The following is a 17,673-nucleotide window of genomic DNA, read 5'->3' on the forward strand; positions in this document are numbered from 1 at the left end:
ACATGAGCATGAGTGATCCCATTGCCGATCTGCTGACCCGCATCCGCAATGCACAAATGGTGTCCAAGGTTTCCGTGTCGGTGCCGTCTTCCAAAGTGAAGATCGCCATCGCCCAGGTGCTGAAGGACGAGGGCTATATCGACGGCTTCGAAGTGAAGACCGACGGTAACAAGTCCGAACTTGAAATTACCCTCAAGTACTACGCTGGTCGTCCGGTCATCGAGCGCATCGAGCGCGTGAGCCGCCCCGGTCTGCGTGTTTACAAGGGCCGCGGCGCCATCCCCCAAGTCCAGAACGGACTGGGTGTGGCCATCGTCACAACGCCCCAGGGCGTGATGACCGATCGCAAAGCACGTGCTACCGGTGTCGGTGGCGAAGTGCTCTGCTACGTGGCTTGATGCAGGCTAAGGAGAGACAAGAATGTCCCGAGTAGGAAAATTGCCTGTTGCCATTCCGGCCGGCGTTGAGGTCTCCCTCACCGCTGCCGAAATCGGCATCAAGGGTACTGGTGGCTCCTTGGCCGTGGCGCAAAACGCGCTGGTCAAGGTCAGCAACGAATCCGGCGCGCTGCGCTTTGTGCCGGTCGACGACTCGCGCGAAGCCAATGCCATGTCCGGCACGCTGCGTCAGCTCGTCAACAACATGGTCACTGGCGTGACCAAAGGCTTCGAACGCAAGCTGAACCTGATCGGCGTGGGCTACAAGGCCCAAGCCCAGGGCGACAAGCTCAACCTCGCGGTTGGTTTCTCGCATCCGGTCAGCAAGCAGATGCCTGCAGGCGTGACGGTGGCGACACCGGCACCGACCGAAATCATCATCAAGGGTGCCGACCGTCAACGTGTTGGCCAAGTGGCTGCCGAGATCCGTGCCATCCGTCCGCCCGAGCCTTACAAGGGCAAGGGTATCCGTTATTCGGACGAGAAGGTCGTGATCAAGGAAACCAAGAAGAAATAAGGACCTGCATCATGTCTTTGACCAAAAAACAGCAGCGTCTGCGTCGGGCACGTCAGACCCGCATCCGTATCGCCACCCAAGGTGTCGTGCGTCTGCTGGTCAACCGTACCAACCTGCACATCTACGCCAGCGTCATCTCTGGCGACGGCACCCAGGTGCTGGCCAGCGCATCCACGGCGGAAGCCGAAGTGCGTGCGTCGCTGGGCGGCTCCGGCAAGGGCGGCAACGTCGCCGCAGCCGAAGTGATCGGCAAGCGCATCGCTGAGCGTGCCAAGGCCGCAGGCATCGAGAAGGTCGCTTTCGACCGCTCGGGCTTCGCCTACCACGGTCGCGTGAAGGCACTGGCTGACGCGGCCCGCGAAGCCGGCTTGCAGTTCTAAGCAGACTGAGGATAAACAAATGGCTAAAGTTCAAGCAAAAGTGCAAGACGAAGCTCGCGACGACGGTCTGCGTGAAAAAATGATCGCGGTCAACCGCGTCACCAAGGTGGTGAAGGGTGGCCGTATCCTCGGCTTCGCTGCACTGACCGTGGTCGGCGACGGTGACGGCCGCATCGGCATGGGCAAGGGCAAGTCCCGTGAAGTGCCCGTGGCCGTGCAAAAGGCCATGGAGCAAGCCCGCCGCAACCTGTTGAAGGTTTCCCTGAAGAACGGCACCGTGTATCACACCGTGACCGGCCAGCATGGCGCAGCCAAGGTTTTCCTGGCTCCTGCCCCCAAGGGTACCGGCATCATCGCCGGCGGCCCGATGCGTGCCGTGTTCGAAGTGATGGGCGTGACGGACATCGTGGCCAAGAGCCACGGTTCTTCGAACCCTTACAACATGGTTCGTGCGACTCTGGACGCCCTGCGTAACAGCACCACGCCTTCGCAAGTGGCAGCCAAGCGCGGCAAGTCTGTCGAAGAACTGTTCTCCGCTTGAGAACTGATCGAGGAGAACAGAAATGACGACTCAAAAAACAGTGAAGATCCAGCTGGTTCGCAGCCCGATCGGCACCAAGCAGGACCACCGCGCCACCGTGCGTGGACTGGGCCTGCGCAAGCTCAACAGCACGAGTGAACTGCAGGACACCCCCGCAGTGCGTGGCATGATCGACAAGATCAGCTACCTCGTGAAAGTTCTGTAAGCAGAGGTTGATATGGAATTGAACGGTATTAAGCCTGGTGAAGGCGCCAAGCATGCCAAGCGCCGTGTCGGCCGCGGCATCGGCTCCGGCCTCGGCAAGACTGCAGGTCGCGGTCACAAGGGTCAGAAGTCGCGTTCGGGCGGCTACCACAAGGTGGGCTTCGAAGGCGGTCAAATGCCTCTGCAGCGTCGCCTGCCCAAGCGCGGTTTCAAGTCGCATCTGCTGAAGTACAACGCAGAAGTGACCCTGACCGCCCTGGGACAGCTGGGTCTGGCTGAAGTCGATCTGCTGGCGCTCAAGAACGCCGGCCTGGTCGGCGAGCTGATCAAGAACGTCAAGGTCATCAAGTCGGGTGAAATCACCGCGGCCGTGAAGCTGGCTGCTGGCGTTTCCGCCACGGCCGGTGCCAAGGCTGCGATCGAGGCCGCAGGCGGCAGCGTTGCTGCAGCCGAAGCCTGAGCTGACTCACTAAAAGGCTTTTGACTGTGGCTACTAACGCAGCACAACTGGCCAAGACCGGGAAGTTCGGCGACTTGCGTCGCCGCCTGGTCTTCTTGTTGCTGGCGTTGCTGGTCTATCGTATCGGTGCACACATCCCTGTGCCCGGTATCGATCCCGACCAGCTGCGACAGCTCTTCAATGGTCAACAAGGCGGCATCCTGAACCTGTTCAACATGTTCTCGGGTGGAGCCTTGTCGCGTTTCACGGTGTTTGCACTGGGGATCATGCCGTACATCTCGGCATCGATCATCATGCAATTGGCTGCCTATGTGGTGCCCACCCTGGAACAATTGAAGAAAGAGGGCGAAGCCGGCCGTCGCAAGATTACGCAGTACACCCGTTACGGGACCTTGCTTCTGGCTCTGTTTCAGTCGGTCAGTATCGCTGTCGCGCTGGAAAGCCAGGCCGGCCTGGTGCTCTCACCGGGCATGGGTTTCCGCATCACGGCCATGATCAGCCTCACGGCTGGCACCATGTTCCTGATGTGGCTGGGCGAGCAGATCACCGAGCGCGGTCTGGGCAATGGCATCTCGATCCTGATCTTCGCCGGTATCGCCGCAGGTCTGCCGAGCTCCATCGCCGGTCTCTTCGAGCTGGTTCGCACGGGTGCCATGGGCATTCCGGTGGCCATCATCGTGGTGGCACTGGTGGCTGCAGTCACGTACTTCGTGGTGTTTGTCGAACGGGGTCAGCGCAAGATCCTCGTCAACTATGCACGGCGTCAGGTCGGCAACAAGGTGTATGGCGGTCAATCGTCGCATCTGCCCCTGAAGCTGAACATGGCTGGCGTGATCCCGCCGATCTTTGCGTCCTCGATCATCCTGTTGCCCGCGACGATCGTGGGTTGGCTGAGCACCGGTGACGGTTGGTTCCAGCGGGGTCTGAAAGACGCCGCCGCAGCCCTGACGCCCGGACAGCCGATCTATGTGATGTTCTATGCAGCAGCCATCATCTTCTTCTGTTTCTTCTACACGGCCCTGGTCTTCAACAGCCGGGAAACTGCAGACAACCTGAAGAAGAGCGGCGCGTTCATCCCGGGCATCCGCCCTGGTGAGCAGACTGCGCGATATATTGATAGAATCTTGGTCCGCTTGACGTTGGTGGGTGCTCTGTACATTACCTTCGTGTGTCTGCTGCCCGAGTTCTTGATCCTGGAGTACAACGTGCCGTTCTATTTCGGTGGCACGTCGCTTCTGATCATTGTGGTCGTCACCATGGACTTCTGGGCGCAAGTGCAGAACTACATGATGTCGCAGCAATACGAATCCTTGCTCAAGAAGGCCAACTTCCGCTCCACACCGGGCGCTTGAAGATCCAGGCCATCCCAGGCAAGGGATGACGTCATCCAGATGCAGGCGGAGTGTCGTATGGCTCCGTCCGCAGCAAGGCTCGAGTTCAGCTCGAATCGGTCATGTGGTTCTGGGTCACATGCCCCACCGGATGCCAGGGTGCAGACCCTCGCAACCGGCAAGTGACCGGATCACGGTTGAGTTAACCCCATTTGACCTGGTGTGCTGCAAGAAGCGGCATGTCAGGTACAGCGTAAAGTTTTAGGAGAAACGACAATGAGAGTTTCGGCTTCGGTCAAACCTATCTGCCGCAACTGCAAGATCATCCGCCGCCATGGCGTGGTGCGCGTGATCTGCACCGACGCACGCCACAAGCAGCGTCAAGGCTGATACAAGGTATAGAGGAACAAAATGGCACGTATTGCTGGTATCAATATTCCGCCGCACAAGCATGCGGAAATCGGCCTGACCTCCATTTTTGGCATCGGCCGCACGCGCGCTCGCCAAATCTGCGAAGCGTCTGGCATCGCCTACGACAAGAAGGTGAAGGATCTGACCGACGGTGATCTGGAAAAGATCCGCGACCAGATCGCTCTGTTCACCATCGAAGGTGACCTTCGTCGCGAAACCACGATGAACATCAAGCGTTTGATGGACATCGGCTGCTACCGCGGTTTCCGCCATCGCCGCGGCCTGCCGCTGCGTGGTCAGCGCACCCGCACCAATGCCCGTACTCGCAAGGGTCCGCGCAAGGCTGCCGCTTCGCTCAAGAAGTAATCCGGGAACTTGAAAGAGCTTTATGGCTAAATCACCTAACAACAGCGCAGCCCAACGCGTGCGCAAGAAGGTTCGCAAGAACATCTCGGACGGTATCGCCCACGTTCACGCATCCTTCAACAACACCATCATCACCATCACCGACCGCCAGGGCAACGCCCTGTCGTGGGCTTCGTCGGGTGGCCAAGGCTTCAAGGGTTCGCGCAAGTCGACTCCCTTCGCAGCTCAGGTCGCATCGGAAGTCGCCGGTCGCGCTGCCATCGAGCAGGGCATCAAGAACCTCGACGTCGAGATCAAGGGCCCCGGCCCCGGTCGCGAGTCGTCGGTGCGTGCACTCGCTGCGCTGGGCATCCGCATTGCGTCCATCTCGGACGTGACGCCTGTCCCGCACAACGGCTGCCGTCCCCAAAAGCGTCGCCGCATCTGAGCGCGTCCGCTTTTTGAAAGCAGTGAGGCCACATGGGTGGCCGCACTGCGTTTGTTTTTAAGACCACCGCCATCAGGCCCACGGGCCGAAGGCTCCTGCGGCTACGCCGCAGCAGAACAACCAAGGAAATCAAGTGGCACGTTACCTCGGCCCCAAGGCCAAACTGTCCCGCCGCGAAGGCACCGACCTGCTGCTCAAGAGCGCCCGCCGCTCGATCGCAGACAAGGCCAAGTTCGACTCCAAGCCCGGCCAGCATGGCCGCACTTCGGGTGCCCGTACCTCCGACTTCGGCCTGCAACTGCGTGAAAAGCAGAAGGTCAAGCGCATGTACGGCGTGCTGGAACGCCAGTTCCGCCGCTACTTCGCCGAAGCCGATCGCCGCCGTGGCAGCACGGGCGTGAACCTGCTGAGCCTGCTCGAATCGCGTCTGGACAATGTGGTCTACCGCATGGGCTTCGGCTCGACGCGTGCAGAAGCCCGCCAGCTCGTCTCGCACAAGGCCATCACGGTCAACGGCAAGTCGGTCAACATCCCGTCGTACTCCGTCAAGGTGGGCGATATCGTTGCCGTGGGCGAGAAGTCCAAGAAGCAAGTTCGCGTGCTCGAATCCCTGCAACTGGCTCAACAAGTCGGCCTGCCGGCTTGGGTCGAAGTCAATGCAGACAAGGTCGAAGGCACGTTCAAGAAGTCTCCCGACCGCGATGAATTCGGTGCGGACATCAACGAATCGTTGATCGTCGAACTGTACTCGCGTTAATGTTTTTCCCGGCGCGGCTGGCCCGAAAGGGCTCGGCTGCGCTTTCTTATTTGTCATCAGCCTTACCGGTGTAACGAGCTGGGGGTATTGAGAGGAAGTTTGCATGCAAACAAATTTGCTGAGTCCCAAGGCAATCGACGTTGAGCAAATTGGCCCGAATCGCGCCAAGGTCACCCTGGAGCCTTTCGAGCGTGGTTACGGCCACACCTTGGGTAATGCGCTGCGTCGCGTGCTGCTGTCGTCCATGGTCGGCTATGCCGTGACCGAAGTGACGATCGCCGGCGTGCTGCACGAGTACTCGTCCATCGAGGGCGTGCAGGAAGACGTGGTCAACGTGCTGCTGAACCTCAAGGGCGTGGTCTTCAAGCTGCAAAACCGCGATGAAGTGACACTGAGCCTGCGCAAGGATGGCGAAGGCGTGGTGACGGCTGGTGACATCCAGACGCCGCACGACGTCGAGATCCTGAACCCCGGCCACGTGATCGCCACGCTGTCGCAAGGTGCCAAGCTGGACATGCAGCTCAAGGTCGAGAAGGGCCGTGGTTATGTGCCCGGCAACGTTCGCCGCTATGGCGAAGAGTCTTCCAAGACCATCGGCCGCATCGTGCTCGACGCTTCGTTCTCGCCCATCCGCCGCGTGAGCTACACGGTCGAAAGCGCCCGTGTCGAACAGCGTACGGACCTGGACAAGCTGGTGATGGACATCGAAACCAGCGGTGCCGTGTCTGCCGAAGACGCCGTGCGCGCTTCCGCCAAGATTCTGGTGGAGCAGCTGGCCGTGTTCGCACAGCTCGAGGGCAGCGACCTGCCGTTCAGCGGTGCACAAGCCGCTTCGGGCGGCAAGCAGGATTTCGATCCGATCCTGCTGCGTCCGGTCGACGAGCTCGAGCTCACCGTGCGTTCGGCCAACTGCCTGAAGGCCGAAAACATCTACTACATCGGCGACCTGATTCAGCGTACCGAGAACGAGCTGCTCAAGACCCCCAACCTGGGTCGCAAGTCGCTCAACGAAATCAAGGAAGTGCTGGCTTCGCGTGGTCTCACGCTGGGCATGCGCCTTGAGAACTGGCCCCCGGCCGGTCTGGACAAGCGTTAAGCACGAGACGGCTCCTGCAGCTATAATCTCGCGTTCAATTTTTAGTCATTGTGCACCCCGCAGTACCTTGTACGGCTGCGGGTTCAAATCAGAGAAAGGAAAAGCACCATGCGCCACGGAAACGGACTCCGTAAACTCAATCGCACCAGCGCCCATCGCAAGGCTCTGCTGCAGAATCTGGCCAACGCCCTGATCGAACACGAAGCGATCAAGACGACCGTGCCGAAGGCCAAGGAACTGCGCCGCGTGATCGAGCCCCTGATCACCCTGAGCAAGGAAGCAACCGTGGCCAACCGCCGCCTGGCTTTCTCGCGCCTGCGCAACCGTGACAACGTCGTCAAGCTGTTCGACGTGCTCGGCCCGCGCTTCAAGGCCCGTCCCGGTGGCTACACACGTATCCTGAAAATGGGCTTCCGCGTGGGCGACAACGCCCCCATGGCCCTGATCGAATTGGTCGATCGCGCCGATGTCGACGCAGAATCTGCAGAAACCAGCGCAGCCGAATAAAATCGTGCTACAATAACCTTCTTGACGCGCGGTGGAGCAGCCTGGTAGCTCGTTGGGCTCATAACCCAAAGGTCGCAAGTTCAAATCTTGCCCGCGCAACCATCTTAAAAGCATCCTGTTGAAAAACAGGGTGCTTTTTTTTCGTCCCAGCAGGCCAGGGCTTGCGGCGTGCTTGGCCGGGCGGGATCGGATCCCATTGGGTTTGTCGCTATTGCGCACAGGCCGGCGGCTGTGGCACGCTATCAAAACACGCGGCAAAACACACGTTTTGCGTGCCCTGGGACTGCTTTCTGCAGGTAGGCATTGTCATGTATGTGTCAGGGGCATGTCGGTGCAGACTGGCTGTTTCCTAGGGATTTCCCTAGGATTGAGTCCATGACTGAATCGACCGCCTTTCTCAAAGCCACGCTGCACATGCTGGCACCGTGGATGCGTGCGCCCGGCGAAGCCAGCGTACCGGTGGCGGCGATGGTTCCGATCCGTACGCTGGCCCCCAATCACCGTTCCCGCATCCTGGCCCACCTTCTGGCGCTCGACGAGCATGACCGGTATCTGCGTTTCGGCTACACGGCGACCGACGAGCAGGTCGAGCGTTACGTGACGGGCCTGAATTTCGAGCGCGACGAGGTTTTCGGCATCTTCAATCGATCGCTGGAACTGGTGGCAATGGCCCACCTGGCTTATTCGACACATGCCGCGACGGCTTCATGCGCCGAGTTCGGCGTTTCCGTGCTGAAGTCGGCCCGTGGGCGCGGCTATGGCGGGCGGCTCTTCGAACGCGCGGCCATGCATGCGCGCAACGAGGGCGTGAACATGCTGTTCATCCACGCGCTCAGCGAAAACAGTGCCATGCTGCGCATCGCACGCAAGGCCGGAGCCACGGTGCAGCGCGACGGCAGCGAATCGGAGGCCCATCTGCAACTGGCGGCGCCGAATCTCGACAGCCGGCTCGCCCAGATCCTGCACGAGCAGTATGCCGAGGCCGACTACAAACTCAAGAAACAGGCCCGGCATTTCTGGGACCTGCTGGGCTTGATGCAGGACGTGCGCACCGGCGTGCGCGATGCCCGTCAGCGGTCTGCGCAGTAGACGAGCGCCGCGGCAGGTCGGCAGGCATCCGTTATCCTAGAGGCTTGTACCACTACAGCATGTCCTGCCTTCTTCGCAGTGTCTGAATCTTCCGAGAGTCCTTCGAGCCGAGCGCCGTCCCATGGGAACGAGCGCGAGGACAAACGCAGCTTCTGGCAGCGTATTGCCGAATTCATCCACCACGGCCCCGAATCCAAGGGCGATCTGATCGAGGTCCTGGCCGGCGCCGAAGAGAAGCAGGTGATCAACGCCGAGTCTCGGGTGATGCTCGAAGGCGTGCTCCGCATGGCCGATCTGACGGCGACGGATGTGATGGTGGCGGCTCCCCGCATGGACATGCTCGACATCGATTCCCCGTACGAGGACATCCTCAATCTGGTGATCGAGACGGCTCACTCGCGGTTTCCGGTCTATGAAGACCGGCGCGACAACATCATCGGCATCCTGCTGGCCAAGGATCTGCTCAAGCTCCAGCGCGCACCCGAACTCAATCTGCGGGCGTTGCTGCGTCCCGTGATGTTTGTGCCCGAGAGCAAGGGCCTCAACGACATGCTGCGCGAGTTCCGCAGCCACCACAACCACCAGGCCATCGTGATCGACGAGTTCGGCCGCGTCGCGGGGCTGATGACCATCGAGGACGTGCTCGAGGAAATCGTGGGCGAGATCGAGGACGAGTTCGACATCGAGGAAGACCATGGCGATATCTTCGGTCTGGCCGACAGCACCTACCGCGTGAGCGGCGACACGCCGATCGAGCGCCTGAACGAAGCTTTCGACGTCGCCTTGCCGGAAGAGGATTTCGATACCGTCGGCGGTTTCATCGCCCATGAGATGGGCCATGTGCCCCGCCGGGGCGAGGTCTACGAGACGGCGGGGCTGCGATTCGTGGTGCTGCACACCAAGGGTGGCGCCGTGAAATGGTTCAAGGTCTCTCCGCTCGAAGCGGTGACCCAGGCCGGCTGACGGTGGCCGCGTCCGAACGTGTGCGCCGCGGACCGATCGGCGCAGCCTGGCGCTGGCCGGTGGCGCTGGTTTCCGGCTTGCTGCAGGCTGCGGCTCTGGCGTTGCCGGGGTCCGGCCAGTCGAGCGGTTGTTTGCAGATCGTGGGCGTGGGCCTGGCCTACTTGGTGCTGCGCGGCAGCGCCACGGTCGGCGGTGCTGCGCTGGCGGGGTGGCTGGCCGGAGCCAGCAGCCTGGTGGCCACGTTCTGGTGGCTGTTCATTTCCATGCACACCTACGGTGGGCTGGCGGCGCCGCTGGCCGCTGCCGCCGTGCTGGCGCTGGCTGCGTTTCTGGCGCTGTACTACGGCGCCGCCGGGGCGCTCTGGTGCTGGCTCTGCGGTGTCGGGCCGGCCAAGGGCCCACGCTCCGGCGACGGTGTCCAGAGCGGTGACGGCGGTGCCTGCGCGGCTTGGCGCCGCATCGGGTTCTTTGCCCTGCTGTGGCTGGGCGCCGAGTTGCTGCGCGGGGGGCTCTGGACGGGCTTTCCTTGGGGCGCCGGCGGGTATGCCCATGTCGACAATCCGCTGCTGAGGCCTTTGGCGCCCTGGATCGGGGTGTATGGGCTGGGTGCGGTGGCTGCGGCGCTGGGTGCGGTGGCGGTCGAGGCGCTGTGCGCGCTGAGGCGGCGCAACGGGGCGCAGGCCGTCCGGGTGACCGGGCTGGGGGTTCTGCTGCTGCTCGCCGGACCGGGGCTGGCATGGCTCAAGACGCAGATTCCGGCCTGGCAGGGCCACGACAACGGGACACTGTCGGTGTCGTTGCTCCAGGGCAATATCCCGCAGGACGAGAAGTTCGAGTTCGGTGCCGGCATCGACAGATCTCTGATCTGGTACGGACAACAGCTGTGGGCGGCACAGGGCGATTTGATCGTGACGCCCGAGACGGCCATTCCGCTGCTGCCCGAACAGTTGCCGCCCGATTACTGGCGTTATCTCGAGGAAAGCGTGACCAGCGGGGGGCGGGCCGCACTGGTGGGCGCGCCCCTGGGCAACTTCGAGGTGGGCTACACCAATTCGGTGGTGGGCGTGGCTCCCGGGCAGCCGGCCGGGCAAACGGTCGGGCAGACCTACCGCTACGACAAGCATCACCTGGTGCCGTTCGGCGAGTTCATTCCGCCGATGTTCCGCTGGTTCACCGATCTGATGAACATTCCACTGGGCGACTTCAACCGCGGGCCGCTGGGCCAGCCCTCGTTCGCCTGGAAAGGCCAACGCCTGGCGCCCAATATCTGCTACGAGGATCTGTTCGGCGAGGAACTGGCCCGGACGTTCGCCGACCCCGAGCAGGCGCCGACGGTGCTGGTGAACATGAGCAACATCGGCTGGTTCGGCAACACGCTGGCGGTGGACCAGCATCTGCACATCTCGCGCATGCGCAGCCTGGAGTTCGAACGGCCCATGCTGCGGGCCACCAACACCGGCGCGACGGCCATCATCGATCACGAGGGGCAGGTCGCCGCATCGCTCGAGCCCTATACCGTCGGTGTGCTGCAGGGCGAGGTGACGGGCCGCACCGGACTCACACCCTATGCGGCCTGGACCTCGCAGTGGGGGCTGCTGCCCTTGCAGGCCGGGGTCGGCGTGCTGCTGCTGATGGCCGTCTGGCGACGCCGGCGGGCCGGCCGGCTTTTACACTCGAGCCCATGAAACTTGCAAGCTACAACGACGGATCGCGGGACGGGGCATTGGTCGTCGTCTCGCGGGACCTGACGCAGGCCCATTACGCCACCGGCATCGCGACCCGGCTGCAGCAGGTGCTCGACGATTGGAATTTCCTGAGTCCGCAACTGCAGGATCTGTACGACGCGCTGAACGCCGGGCGTGCCCGGCATGCATTCGGCTTCGAGCCGGAGCGGTGCATGGCGCCGTTGCCGAGAGCCTTCCAGCGTCTGGATGCGCAGGCTTACGGGGAGCATGCCGCGCTGGTTGCCCAGGCCTATGGCCAGACCGGCGAGGCGGCGCCCGGCAGTGCACCGCGCCGGGCGGCGCTGGTGATCCGTCAGGGGGCCGGCGACAACCTGGCCGGTCCGCGCGAGGCGATCGTGGCCAGCCGCGAGGCCATGGACATCGATTTCGGTGCGCAACTGGCGGTGATCACCGCCGACGTGCGCCACGGCAGCACCAACGAGCAGTCGCTCGACTCGATACGCCTGCTGGCCCTGGCCAACCTGCCGTGCCTGCGTGCCGTGTGGGCGGCGGGCGACGGTCTGGCCGACGTGCTGGCCTGGCCGAGCGCGGCCTTCAGCCCGGTGGCGGTCACGCCGGACGAACTGGGCGAGGCCTGGAAGGGCGGCCGTGCGCACCTGACCCTGCAGGTCAACTGGAACGGCCGCAAGGTGGGTTTGCTGGAGGCCGGCGTGGACATGGGCCATCATTTTGGACAGGTCATCGCGCAGGCGGTGCAAACGCGTCATCTGCGTGCCGGCACGGTGGTCTGCAGCGGCGTGGTGAGCAATCGCGGCGTCGAGAAGAAAAGCCGCATGGACTGGCCCAAGGGGTATGCCAGCATCGCCGATAAGCGGGGCATGGAGGTGGCGCAGGACGGCGTGGCCAAGACCGGATTCCTGGTTTTCGGCGATACCGTGCGCATCGAGATGAAGGGCCGGGATGGCCAGAGTGTCTTCGGTGCGATCGAGCAGGAGGTGGTGTCCTGGCAGGCCCATGCGGTGCGTGTGCGCGCCGGCGAGGCCGCCGAGGCGCGCCGGCTGGCGGGCGTGGGCGAATCGGATGCGCCGCGCGAGGCGGACGACGAGGGTGTCGAGGCGGATTGAGCGCGTTAGGCGTGCTAACGCACGCACCAGGCCTGCGCCTGCATGTGCCGACCCAGAAAATCCAGAAAACACGCGATCCGTGCGGCCAGTTGGCTGTTGCGGTAGAACACCGCGTGGATGGGCTGCAGGACCTCGACCGCATGGGCCGAGAGCAGCTCGACCAGATGGCCGTGGGTGCGGTCGGCCTGCGTCATGAAATCGGACAGGCAGGCGATGCCGGCATCGCCGAGTGCCAATGCCCGCAGGGTTTCGCCGCTGGAGGCCAGCAGCGCCGGCTGGATGACGAGGCGGTCGCCATGGGCCCCGCGCAGCGGCCAGCGGTTGAGTGACTCGGGCTGGTTGAAGCCCAGCATGCGGTGGTGGGTGGCCAGTTCCTCGACCGAGGCGGGTGTACCGTGGCGCGCCAGGTAGCCCGGACTGGCCAGCACGCGCAGCCGTGTCGAACCGAGGGGGCGCGCGCGCAGCGTGGAGTCGCGCAGCGGGCCGATGCGGATGGCCACATCGGTGCTGCCCGGTCCGGCCGGGTCCTGGGCCAGCAGGTCGATGGGGAGTTCATCGGTGTCGAACTGCAGGTCGATGAGCGGAAAGGCCTGCTGGAAAGTGTCGGCGATCGGTGCCAGCACGTGCAGCATGAACGGCATGGCCGCGTTGACCCGCAGCCGGCCGGCCGGGCTGCTGCGGCGCGCGCGCGCCTGCTCCTCGGCTTCGTCGACGGCGCTCAGGATCCGGCGTGCCTGGGCCAGAAAGGCCTGTCCTTCGTCGGTCAGGGAGAGCCGGCGTGTCGTCCGGTGCAGCAGGCTGGTGTCGAGCTTGGTTTCCAGGCGGCTGAGTGCGCGGCTGATGCCCGACGGCGTCTGGCCCATCTGCTCGGCGGCGGCGCTGATCGAGCCGGTGTCGACCACCTGGCGCAAGGCCAGCATTTCATCGAGCGTGACCGTCATGGTGCAGCCTGGGGCGCGGTGGCCTGCATGACCTGCGCCATCAGCCCGGCCTGCCAGTCGAAATACGGATTGAAGGTGAGCCGGGCGTGCGCCTTGCCCGTCTCCTGGTAGCCCCAGTCCGAGTACCACACCGTTTCGTTGGCGAGGCAACTCGCCATGGCCGTGGCCGATTGCCCGTTCCAGCACATGCGCAGGCTGCCCTGCTCGCCGTAGACGGGATTGCCCGGCGAAAACAGCACGCCCATGTGCGAGAACTGGCTGATGCGGTATTCGGGCAGGCGGTCGGGCCGTTGCTGGATGCGGCTGTCGGTGGCGGCAGGGCCGGGCGGCAGGGTGCCGTACCAGACCAGGCGGCTGTCCGGGTGCCGGAACCGCCGATGGAACACGTCGAGCAGACCGGGCGCATCCAGCACCGAGTCATGTTGCGCGACGACCATGAAGACGGGCTTGTCGTAGTAGCCGACGCTGATCTGGCGCTGAACGGTCTGGCTGCTGCGGTAGAACTGGGCGAAGCCATTGGTGGGCACCGTGAGGTAACGCACGGCATTCTGCTGCGGCCGTTGCCGGCTGTCGGTCGGGGTCAGCCAGGGTTTGGCCCAGGCGATCAGGGGGGTGAGCCAGACTTGGCCATTGCCGACACGGAAGGCCGGGGAAAACAGCAGCAACCCGGCGATGGCGGGGTGGTCGTAGGCGTAGTCGGTGACCAGATTGGCGCCCGTGGAGAACCCCCCCAGCCAGACCGGGGCCGCCGGTCCGGCATGTCGGCGGACATCGTCCTGGAGGATGCGGGCCTGCTCGCCGACCACACGCTGCCAGTCGGCCAGCCTGGCGTACAGCATGTCGGCGGGCCGGGTGCCATGGCCGGGCAGCAGCACGGTGCGGGCCAGGTAGCCCTGCCGGGCCAGTTGTTCGCCGATATCGGTGAACGACCAGGGCGAGTCGCCCAGGCCATGGACCAGCAGCACACCGCCCTGCGGCGTACCGGCCGGGCGCCATTCCCGGGGGCTGTTCCAGTCGGTCTCGGCCTGCCGGGCCGCGTCGTCCTGCGCCACGTACTGGCGGTGCGTGGCGACCCAGTCCGAGGTTTCACGCTGGTAGTCGGCAAAACCGGACTGGCCCAGGGGAACACGCTGGCCGACGGTCGGCGTGCAGGCACCCAGCACAAGAGCCAGCGGCACGAGGACTTGGGCCAGAAGCCGCGGACTGGCGGTGACGGGGCAGGCGAATGGGTTGGCGAATGGGTTGGCGAATGGGTTGGCGGACGGGTTGGCGGACGGGTTGGCGGATGGGTCTGCGGGCATGGGGGGCGCTTGAACGTGACGATGGGGCAGAGAGGGAGGGGAGCGCGCATGCTCCGCTTGGTGTCTGCCCGGTGTGGGATGGAAAATCGAAGTCTGCTCGATTATTGATATTTAATCAAAATTCATGTGTGCGAGCACGGCTTTTTCAGCAAGAGACGGCGGTTCAAACTTCGGGTCTTTCCGCGTGGCACGAGGTCACGCGGCTTCTTCTGGAGTCCATCATGCCCATCGCCTTGCTGGCGCTCACGCTGAGCGCCTTTGCCATCGGGACAACCGAGTTTGTCATCGTCGGCCTCATACCCACTGTCGCGGCCGATCTGGGCGTCGATGTGCCGTCGGCCGGATTGCTGGTGAGCCTCTATGCGCTCGGCGTGGCGATCGGGGCCCCGGTGCTCACCGCCCTGACGGCGCGCCTGCCGCGCAAAGCGCTGCTGCTGGGCCTGATGGCCTTGTTCACAGCGGGCAATCTGGTGGCCTGGCAGGCACCCGATTACCACTCGCTGGTGGTGGCCCGGGTGCTGACGGGACTGGCCCACGGGGTGTTCTTCTCGATCGGCTCGACCATCGCGACCGGCCTGGTGCCCAAGGAGAAGGCGGCCAGTGCCATCGCGATCATGTTCACCGGCTTGACGGTGGCGCTGGTCACCGGCGTGCCGCTGGGCACCTTCATCGGCCAGCATTTCGGCTGGCGCGAGACCTTCCTCGCAGTGTCGGCGCTGGGCCTGATCGCCATGGTAGGCAGCGCACGGTTCGTGCCGCGCGGCATTCCGCATGCGCCGCCGGCCACGCTGGGCCAGCAGGCGCGTGTGCTGGCCCAGCCGCGCCTGCTGCTGGTCTATGCAACGACGGCCATCGGTTACGGCGGCACTTTCATTCCCTTTACCTACCTGGCCTCCATCCTGCAGGAGCAGGCGGGTTTCTCCGCCTCTTCCGTGGGCTGGGTGATGCTGGTGTACGGCGTGTCGGTGGCGGCCGGCAATCTGTGGGGGGGACGACTGGCCGATCGGCTGGGCCCGATCGCCGCGCTGAAGCTCATTTTTGGACTGCTGGCGGGGGTGCTGCTGATCCTGACCTTCACCATGCACTCGCCCTGGCTGGCCGTGCTGACGGTGCTGGCCTGGGGGGCCGTGGCGTTCGGCAATGTGCCGGGCCTGCAGGTCTATGTGGTGGCGCAGGCCCAGCGCCAAGTGCCGCATGCCGTCGACGTCGCCTCGGGACTGAACATCGCGGCGTTCAATCTGGGCATTGCCGGAGCGGCCTGGGCCGGCGGCCTGATCGTCAAGCACCTCGGCCTGGTGCATACGGCCTGGATCGGCGCGGCCGTGGTGCTCGTTTCGCTGGCCCTCACGTTCTGGAGCGGGGCGCTGGACCGGCGAGCCGGCATTCCGCCGAGACCCGAGGGGGCCGTGGTACTGGCCGGACACTGATCCGCCGGACGGCCGGCCTGCAAACCAGTGGGCGGTCGTCGTCTTCTCCGACGCCTGTTTCTCGCCCGGAGGGCTAGGGTGGTATGCAGGCGCCGAGCGTTCTATTCATCTTTCCCATCCACAAGGACTTCCAACATGACACACCCCATCGTTCCCCTGTTCGGCCTGGGCACCTTCCGGCTCAAGGAGCAAGCCGTGATCGACTCCGTGAGCACCGCGCTGTCGCTGGGCTACCGGGCCATCGACACGGCGCAGATCTACGGCAACGAAGCCGAAGTGGGCCAGGCCGTGGCCGGCAGCGGCGTGGCGCGCAGCGAGCTGTTCCTCACCACCAAGATCTGGACCGACAACCTGGCACAAGACCGGCTGATCCCCAGCCTGAAGGAGAGCCTGCTCAAGCTGCGCACCGACGATGTCGACCTCACGCTCATCCACTGGCCTTCGCCCGGCCAGGCGGTGCCGGTGGCCGAGTTCATGGGCGCGCTGGCCGAAGCCCGCCGTCAAGGCCTGACGCGCCACATCGGCGTGTCGAACTTCACGGTGGCACTGATGCAGGAGGCCATCGACGCCGTCGGCGCCGGCCAGATCGCGACCAACCAGATCGAGTTGCACCCCTATCTGCAGAACCGCTTCGTTGCCGACTTCGCGTCCGGCCAGGGCATCCAGATCACTTCTTACATGACGCTGGGTTACGGCAAGGTCCTGAAAGACGAGGTGGTGCAGGAGATCGCCGCCGAGCACGGTGTCGAGCCGGCGCAGATCGCGCTGGCCTGGGCCATGCAACTGGGCTACGCGGTGATTCCGTCGTCGACGCAGCGCAAGAACCTCGAGAGCAATCTGGCGGCGCAGTCGCTGCGCCTGACCTCGACCGACATGGAACGCCTGGCCGCGCTGGATGCCGGCGCCGCCGGCCGGCTGGTCGACCCCGAAGGACTGGCACCCCGCTGGGACTGACGCCGGGGCCGGCTGCGGCCGGCCCGTTCGCAGGACACGTGCAGAAGTGTTCTCATTCAGTGCGCGTCGGCCGACCTTTGTGCCGGATCTTCCGGGCAGTGGGACAATCGGGGGCTTATGCCTCAATTTCCACCGCCCGACCGTTCGATACCGCCTTCGCTCGTGCCCGACGGACCGCCTGCCGATCTGGCGCCGGTCGCCGTGAGGCTGGCCACCGAGCGCTGGTTGGAGCGCGCCGTGATCGGGCTCAACCTGTGCCCCTTCGCCAAGGCCGAGCATGTGCACGGCCGCATCCGTTATGTGGTGAGCGAAGCGCTGTCGCCGCAAGACCTGCTCGAGGATCTGCGGCGCGAGCTGGATTTCCTGCAGGCGCAGGACCCGGTGCAGGTCGAAACGACCCTGCTCATCCATCCGCGCGTGCTCGGCGATTTCATCGACTACAACACCTTCCTGGGCGACGCCGACGATCTGCTGGTGGAGATGGAACTCGACGGTCTTTTGCAGATCGCAAGCTTTCACCCGCACTACCAGTTCGCCGGTACGCGCGAGGACGACATCACCAATTACACCAACCGGTCGCCCTTTCCCACGCTGCACCTGCTGCGCGAGGCCAGCATCGACCGGGCGGTCGACGCCTTCCCCGAGGCCGAGCAGATCTACGAACGCAACATGCAGACGATGGAACGGCTCGGCCTGGCCGGCTGGCGCAAGCTTTTCGAACCCCAATGACGATCCCCCGCACCGCGCGTCCCCGA

At 64.1% G+C, this 17,673-nt stretch carries 22 protein-coding genes and 1 tRNA gene; 21 read left to right on the forward strand and 2 right to left on the reverse strand.

Annotated features, from left to right (window positions below):
* Positions 1–2: 2 nt before the first annotated feature.
* The 18 genes from rpsH (at position 3) to EC845_RS21235 (ending at position 12,295) form a co-directional block, all read left to right on the forward strand.
* Entirely contained in the window at positions 3–398 is a 396-nt protein-coding gene (rpsH, locus tag EC845_RS21150) for a 30S ribosomal protein S8 (RefSeq protein WP_123300305.1), read from the forward strand.
* Between the two features lie 22 nt (positions 399–420).
* Positions 421–954: a 50S ribosomal protein L6 gene (rplF, locus tag EC845_RS21155; protein WP_123300307.1), complete on the forward strand. Its 534-nt coding sequence runs from the start codon at positions 421–423 to the stop codon at positions 952–954.
* An 11-nt stretch (positions 955–965) separates the two neighbouring features.
* Complete coding sequence (gene rplR / locus EC845_RS21160; RefSeq protein ID WP_123300309.1) at positions 966–1,334, forward strand: 50S ribosomal protein L18; 369 nt, start codon at positions 966–968, stop codon at positions 1,332–1,334.
* A gap of 19 nt (positions 1,335–1,353) precedes the next feature.
* Positions 1,354–1,875: a 30S ribosomal protein S5 gene (gene rpsE / locus EC845_RS21165; protein ID WP_123300311.1), complete on the forward strand. Its 522-nt coding sequence runs from the start codon at positions 1,354–1,356 to the stop codon at positions 1,873–1,875.
* A gap of 22 nt (positions 1,876–1,897) precedes the next feature.
* On the forward strand, positions 1,898–2,080 hold the full coding sequence (gene rpmD, locus EC845_RS21170; RefSeq protein WP_123300314.1) for a 50S ribosomal protein L30: 183 nt from the start codon (positions 1,898–1,900) through the stop codon (positions 2,078–2,080).
* A 12-nt stretch (positions 2,081–2,092) separates the two neighbouring features.
* Complete coding sequence (gene rplO, locus EC845_RS21175) at positions 2,093–2,539, forward strand: 50S ribosomal protein L15 (RefSeq protein WP_123300316.1); 447 nt, start codon at positions 2,093–2,095, stop codon at positions 2,537–2,539.
* 26 nt (positions 2,540–2,565) lie between these two features.
* Positions 2,566–3,891, forward strand: a complete 1,326-nt coding sequence (secY, locus tag EC845_RS21180) for a preprotein translocase subunit SecY (protein WP_123300318.1) — start codon at positions 2,566–2,568, stop codon at positions 3,889–3,891.
* Positions 3,892–4,146: 255 nt separating this feature from the next.
* Positions 4,147–4,260, forward strand: coding sequence for a 50S ribosomal protein L36 (gene rpmJ / locus EC845_RS21185; RefSeq protein WP_123300320.1), 114 nt, complete (start codon positions 4,147–4,149; stop codon positions 4,258–4,260).
* 21 nt (positions 4,261–4,281) lie between these two features.
* On the forward strand, positions 4,282–4,647 hold the full coding sequence (gene rpsM, locus EC845_RS21190) for a 30S ribosomal protein S13 (protein ID WP_123300322.1): 366 nt from the start codon (positions 4,282–4,284) through the stop codon (positions 4,645–4,647).
* A 22-nt stretch (positions 4,648–4,669) separates the two neighbouring features.
* Complete coding sequence (rpsK, locus tag EC845_RS21195; protein WP_123300324.1) at positions 4,670–5,074, forward strand: 30S ribosomal protein S11; 405 nt, start codon at positions 4,670–4,672, stop codon at positions 5,072–5,074.
* 133 nt (positions 5,075–5,207) lie between these two features.
* A complete protein-coding gene (gene rpsD, locus EC845_RS21200) occupies positions 5,208–5,831 on the forward strand; it encodes a 30S ribosomal protein S4 (protein WP_123300326.1) in 624 nt (207 codons plus the stop codon).
* A gap of 103 nt (positions 5,832–5,934) precedes the next feature.
* The gene (gene rpoA / locus EC845_RS21205; protein WP_123300328.1) at positions 5,935–6,927 is read left to right on the forward strand and encodes a DNA-directed RNA polymerase subunit alpha; all 993 of its coding nucleotides are present in this window, start codon (positions 5,935–5,937) and stop codon (positions 6,925–6,927) included.
* Positions 6,928–7,035: 108 nt separating this feature from the next.
* Positions 7,036–7,434: a 50S ribosomal protein L17 gene (rplQ, locus tag EC845_RS21210; RefSeq protein WP_123300330.1), complete on the forward strand. Its 399-nt coding sequence runs from the start codon at positions 7,036–7,038 to the stop codon at positions 7,432–7,434.
* Positions 7,435–7,459: 25 nt separating this feature from the next.
* A tRNA-Met gene (locus tag EC845_RS21215) sits at positions 7,460–7,536 on the forward strand.
* A 273-nt stretch (positions 7,537–7,809) separates the two neighbouring features.
* Positions 7,810–8,523 (forward strand): GNAT family N-acetyltransferase, encoded by a 714-nt coding sequence (locus EC845_RS21220; protein WP_123300332.1) that lies wholly within the window; start codon positions 7,810–7,812, stop codon positions 8,521–8,523.
* A gap of 78 nt (positions 8,524–8,601) precedes the next feature.
* On the forward strand, positions 8,602–9,486 hold the full coding sequence (locus tag EC845_RS21225; RefSeq protein ID WP_123300334.1) for an HlyC/CorC family transporter: 885 nt from the start codon (positions 8,602–8,604) through the stop codon (positions 9,484–9,486).
* A complete protein-coding gene (lnt, locus tag EC845_RS21230; RefSeq protein WP_123300336.1) occupies positions 9,441–11,171 on the forward strand; it encodes an apolipoprotein N-acyltransferase in 1,731 nt (576 codons plus the stop codon). Before EC845_RS21225 ends, lnt begins: the two co-directional genes overlap by 46 nt.
* On the forward strand, positions 11,168–12,295 hold the full coding sequence (locus EC845_RS21235; protein ID WP_123300338.1) for a fumarylacetoacetate hydrolase family protein: 1,128 nt from the start codon (positions 11,168–11,170) through the stop codon (positions 12,293–12,295). Before lnt ends, EC845_RS21235 begins: the two co-directional genes overlap by 4 nt.
* Before the next feature lie 14 nt (positions 12,296–12,309).
* Here the strand turns inward: EC845_RS21235 and EC845_RS21240 are convergent, their stop codons facing one another.
* Positions 12,310–13,236 carry a LysR family transcriptional regulator gene (locus EC845_RS21240; RefSeq protein WP_123300340.1) on the reverse strand — a complete coding sequence of 309 codons (927 nt, stop codon included), beginning with the start codon at positions 13,234–13,236 and terminating at the stop codon, positions 12,310–12,312.
* A complete protein-coding gene (locus tag EC845_RS21245) occupies positions 13,233–14,537 on the reverse strand; it encodes an alpha/beta fold hydrolase (protein ID WP_123300342.1) in 1,305 nt (434 codons plus the stop codon). The genes EC845_RS21240 and EC845_RS21245 overlap by 4 nt, the downstream gene beginning before the upstream one ends.
* A 221-nt stretch (positions 14,538–14,758) precedes the next feature.
* On the opposite strand from EC845_RS21245, the gene EC845_RS21250 reads away from it, so the two are divergent.
* The 3 genes from EC845_RS21250 (at position 14,759) to EC845_RS21260 (ending at position 17,647) form a co-directional block, all read left to right on the forward strand.
* The gene (locus tag EC845_RS21250; protein WP_123300344.1) at positions 14,759–15,964 is read left to right on the forward strand and encodes an MFS transporter; all 1,206 of its coding nucleotides are present in this window, start codon (positions 14,759–14,761) and stop codon (positions 15,962–15,964) included.
* Positions 15,965–16,099: 135 nt separating this feature from the next.
* Positions 16,100–16,918 (forward strand): 2,5-didehydrogluconate reductase DkgB, encoded by an 819-nt coding sequence (gene dkgB, locus EC845_RS21255; protein WP_123300346.1) that lies wholly within the window; start codon positions 16,100–16,102, stop codon positions 16,916–16,918.
* A 117-nt stretch (positions 16,919–17,035) separates the two neighbouring features.
* Positions 17,036–17,647, forward strand: coding sequence for a DUF1415 domain-containing protein (locus EC845_RS21260; RefSeq protein ID WP_123300348.1), 612 nt, complete (start codon positions 17,036–17,038; stop codon positions 17,645–17,647).
* Positions 17,648–17,673 lie beyond the last annotated feature (26 nt).

Source organism: Comamonas sp. BIGb0124, from assembly GCF_003752175.1.
Classification (GTDB): Bacteria; Pseudomonadota; Gammaproteobacteria; order Burkholderiales; family Burkholderiaceae_C; genus Comamonas_F.

Excerpts from the sequence above, each read along its gene's own strand:
- dkgB (WP_123300346.1), top strand. The coding sequence starts at position 16,100 with ATGACACACCCCATCGTTCCCCTGTTCGGCCTGGGCACCTTCCGGCTC.
- rplF (WP_123300307.1), top strand. The coding sequence starts at position 421 with ATGTCCCGAGTAGGAAAATTGCCTGTTGCCATTCCGGCCGGCGTTGAG.
- lnt (WP_123300336.1), top strand. The coding sequence starts at position 9,441 with ATGGTTCAAGGTCTCTCCGCTCGAAGCGGTGACCCAGGCCGGCTGACG.
- rpsK (WP_123300324.1), top strand. The coding sequence starts at position 4,670 with ATGGCTAAATCACCTAACAACAGCGCAGCCCAACGCGTGCGCAAGAAG.
- rplQ (WP_123300330.1), top strand. The coding sequence starts at position 7,036 with ATGCGCCACGGAAACGGACTCCGTAAACTCAATCGCACCAGCGCCCAT.
- rplR (WP_123300309.1), top strand. The coding sequence starts at position 966 with ATGTCTTTGACCAAAAAACAGCAGCGTCTGCGTCGGGCACGTCAGACC.
- rpsE (WP_123300311.1), top strand. The coding sequence starts at position 1,354 with ATGGCTAAAGTTCAAGCAAAAGTGCAAGACGAAGCTCGCGACGACGGT.
- EC845_RS21235 (WP_123300338.1), top strand. The coding sequence starts at position 11,168 with ATGAAACTTGCAAGCTACAACGACGGATCGCGGGACGGGGCATTGGTC.
- rpoA (WP_123300328.1), top strand. The coding sequence starts at position 5,935 with ATGCAAACAAATTTGCTGAGTCCCAAGGCAATCGACGTTGAGCAAATT.
- rpmJ (WP_123300320.1), top strand. The coding sequence starts at position 4,147 with ATGAGAGTTTCGGCTTCGGTCAAACCTATCTGCCGCAACTGCAAGATC.
- rpsM (WP_123300322.1), top strand. The coding sequence starts at position 4,282 with ATGGCACGTATTGCTGGTATCAATATTCCGCCGCACAAGCATGCGGAA.
- rpmD (WP_123300314.1), top strand. The coding sequence starts at position 1,898 with ATGACGACTCAAAAAACAGTGAAGATCCAGCTGGTTCGCAGCCCGATC.
- EC845_RS21245 (WP_123300342.1), bottom strand. The coding sequence starts at position 14,537 with ATGCCCGCAGACCCATCCGCCAACCCGTCCGCCAACCCGTCCGCCAAC.
- EC845_RS21220 (WP_123300332.1), top strand. The coding sequence starts at position 7,810 with ATGACTGAATCGACCGCCTTTCTCAAAGCCACGCTGCACATGCTGGCA.
- rplO (WP_123300316.1), top strand. The coding sequence starts at position 2,093 with ATGGAATTGAACGGTATTAAGCCTGGTGAAGGCGCCAAGCATGCCAAG.
- EC845_RS21240 (WP_123300340.1), bottom strand. The coding sequence starts at position 13,236 with ATGACGGTCACGCTCGATGAAATGCTGGCCTTGCGCCAGGTGGTCGAC.
- rpsH (WP_123300305.1), top strand. The coding sequence starts at position 3 with ATGAGCATGAGTGATCCCATTGCCGATCTGCTGACCCGCATCCGCAAT.
- EC845_RS21260 (WP_123300348.1), top strand. The coding sequence starts at position 17,036 with ATGCCTCAATTTCCACCGCCCGACCGTTCGATACCGCCTTCGCTCGTG.
- EC845_RS21250 (WP_123300344.1), top strand. The coding sequence starts at position 14,759 with ATGCCCATCGCCTTGCTGGCGCTCACGCTGAGCGCCTTTGCCATCGGG.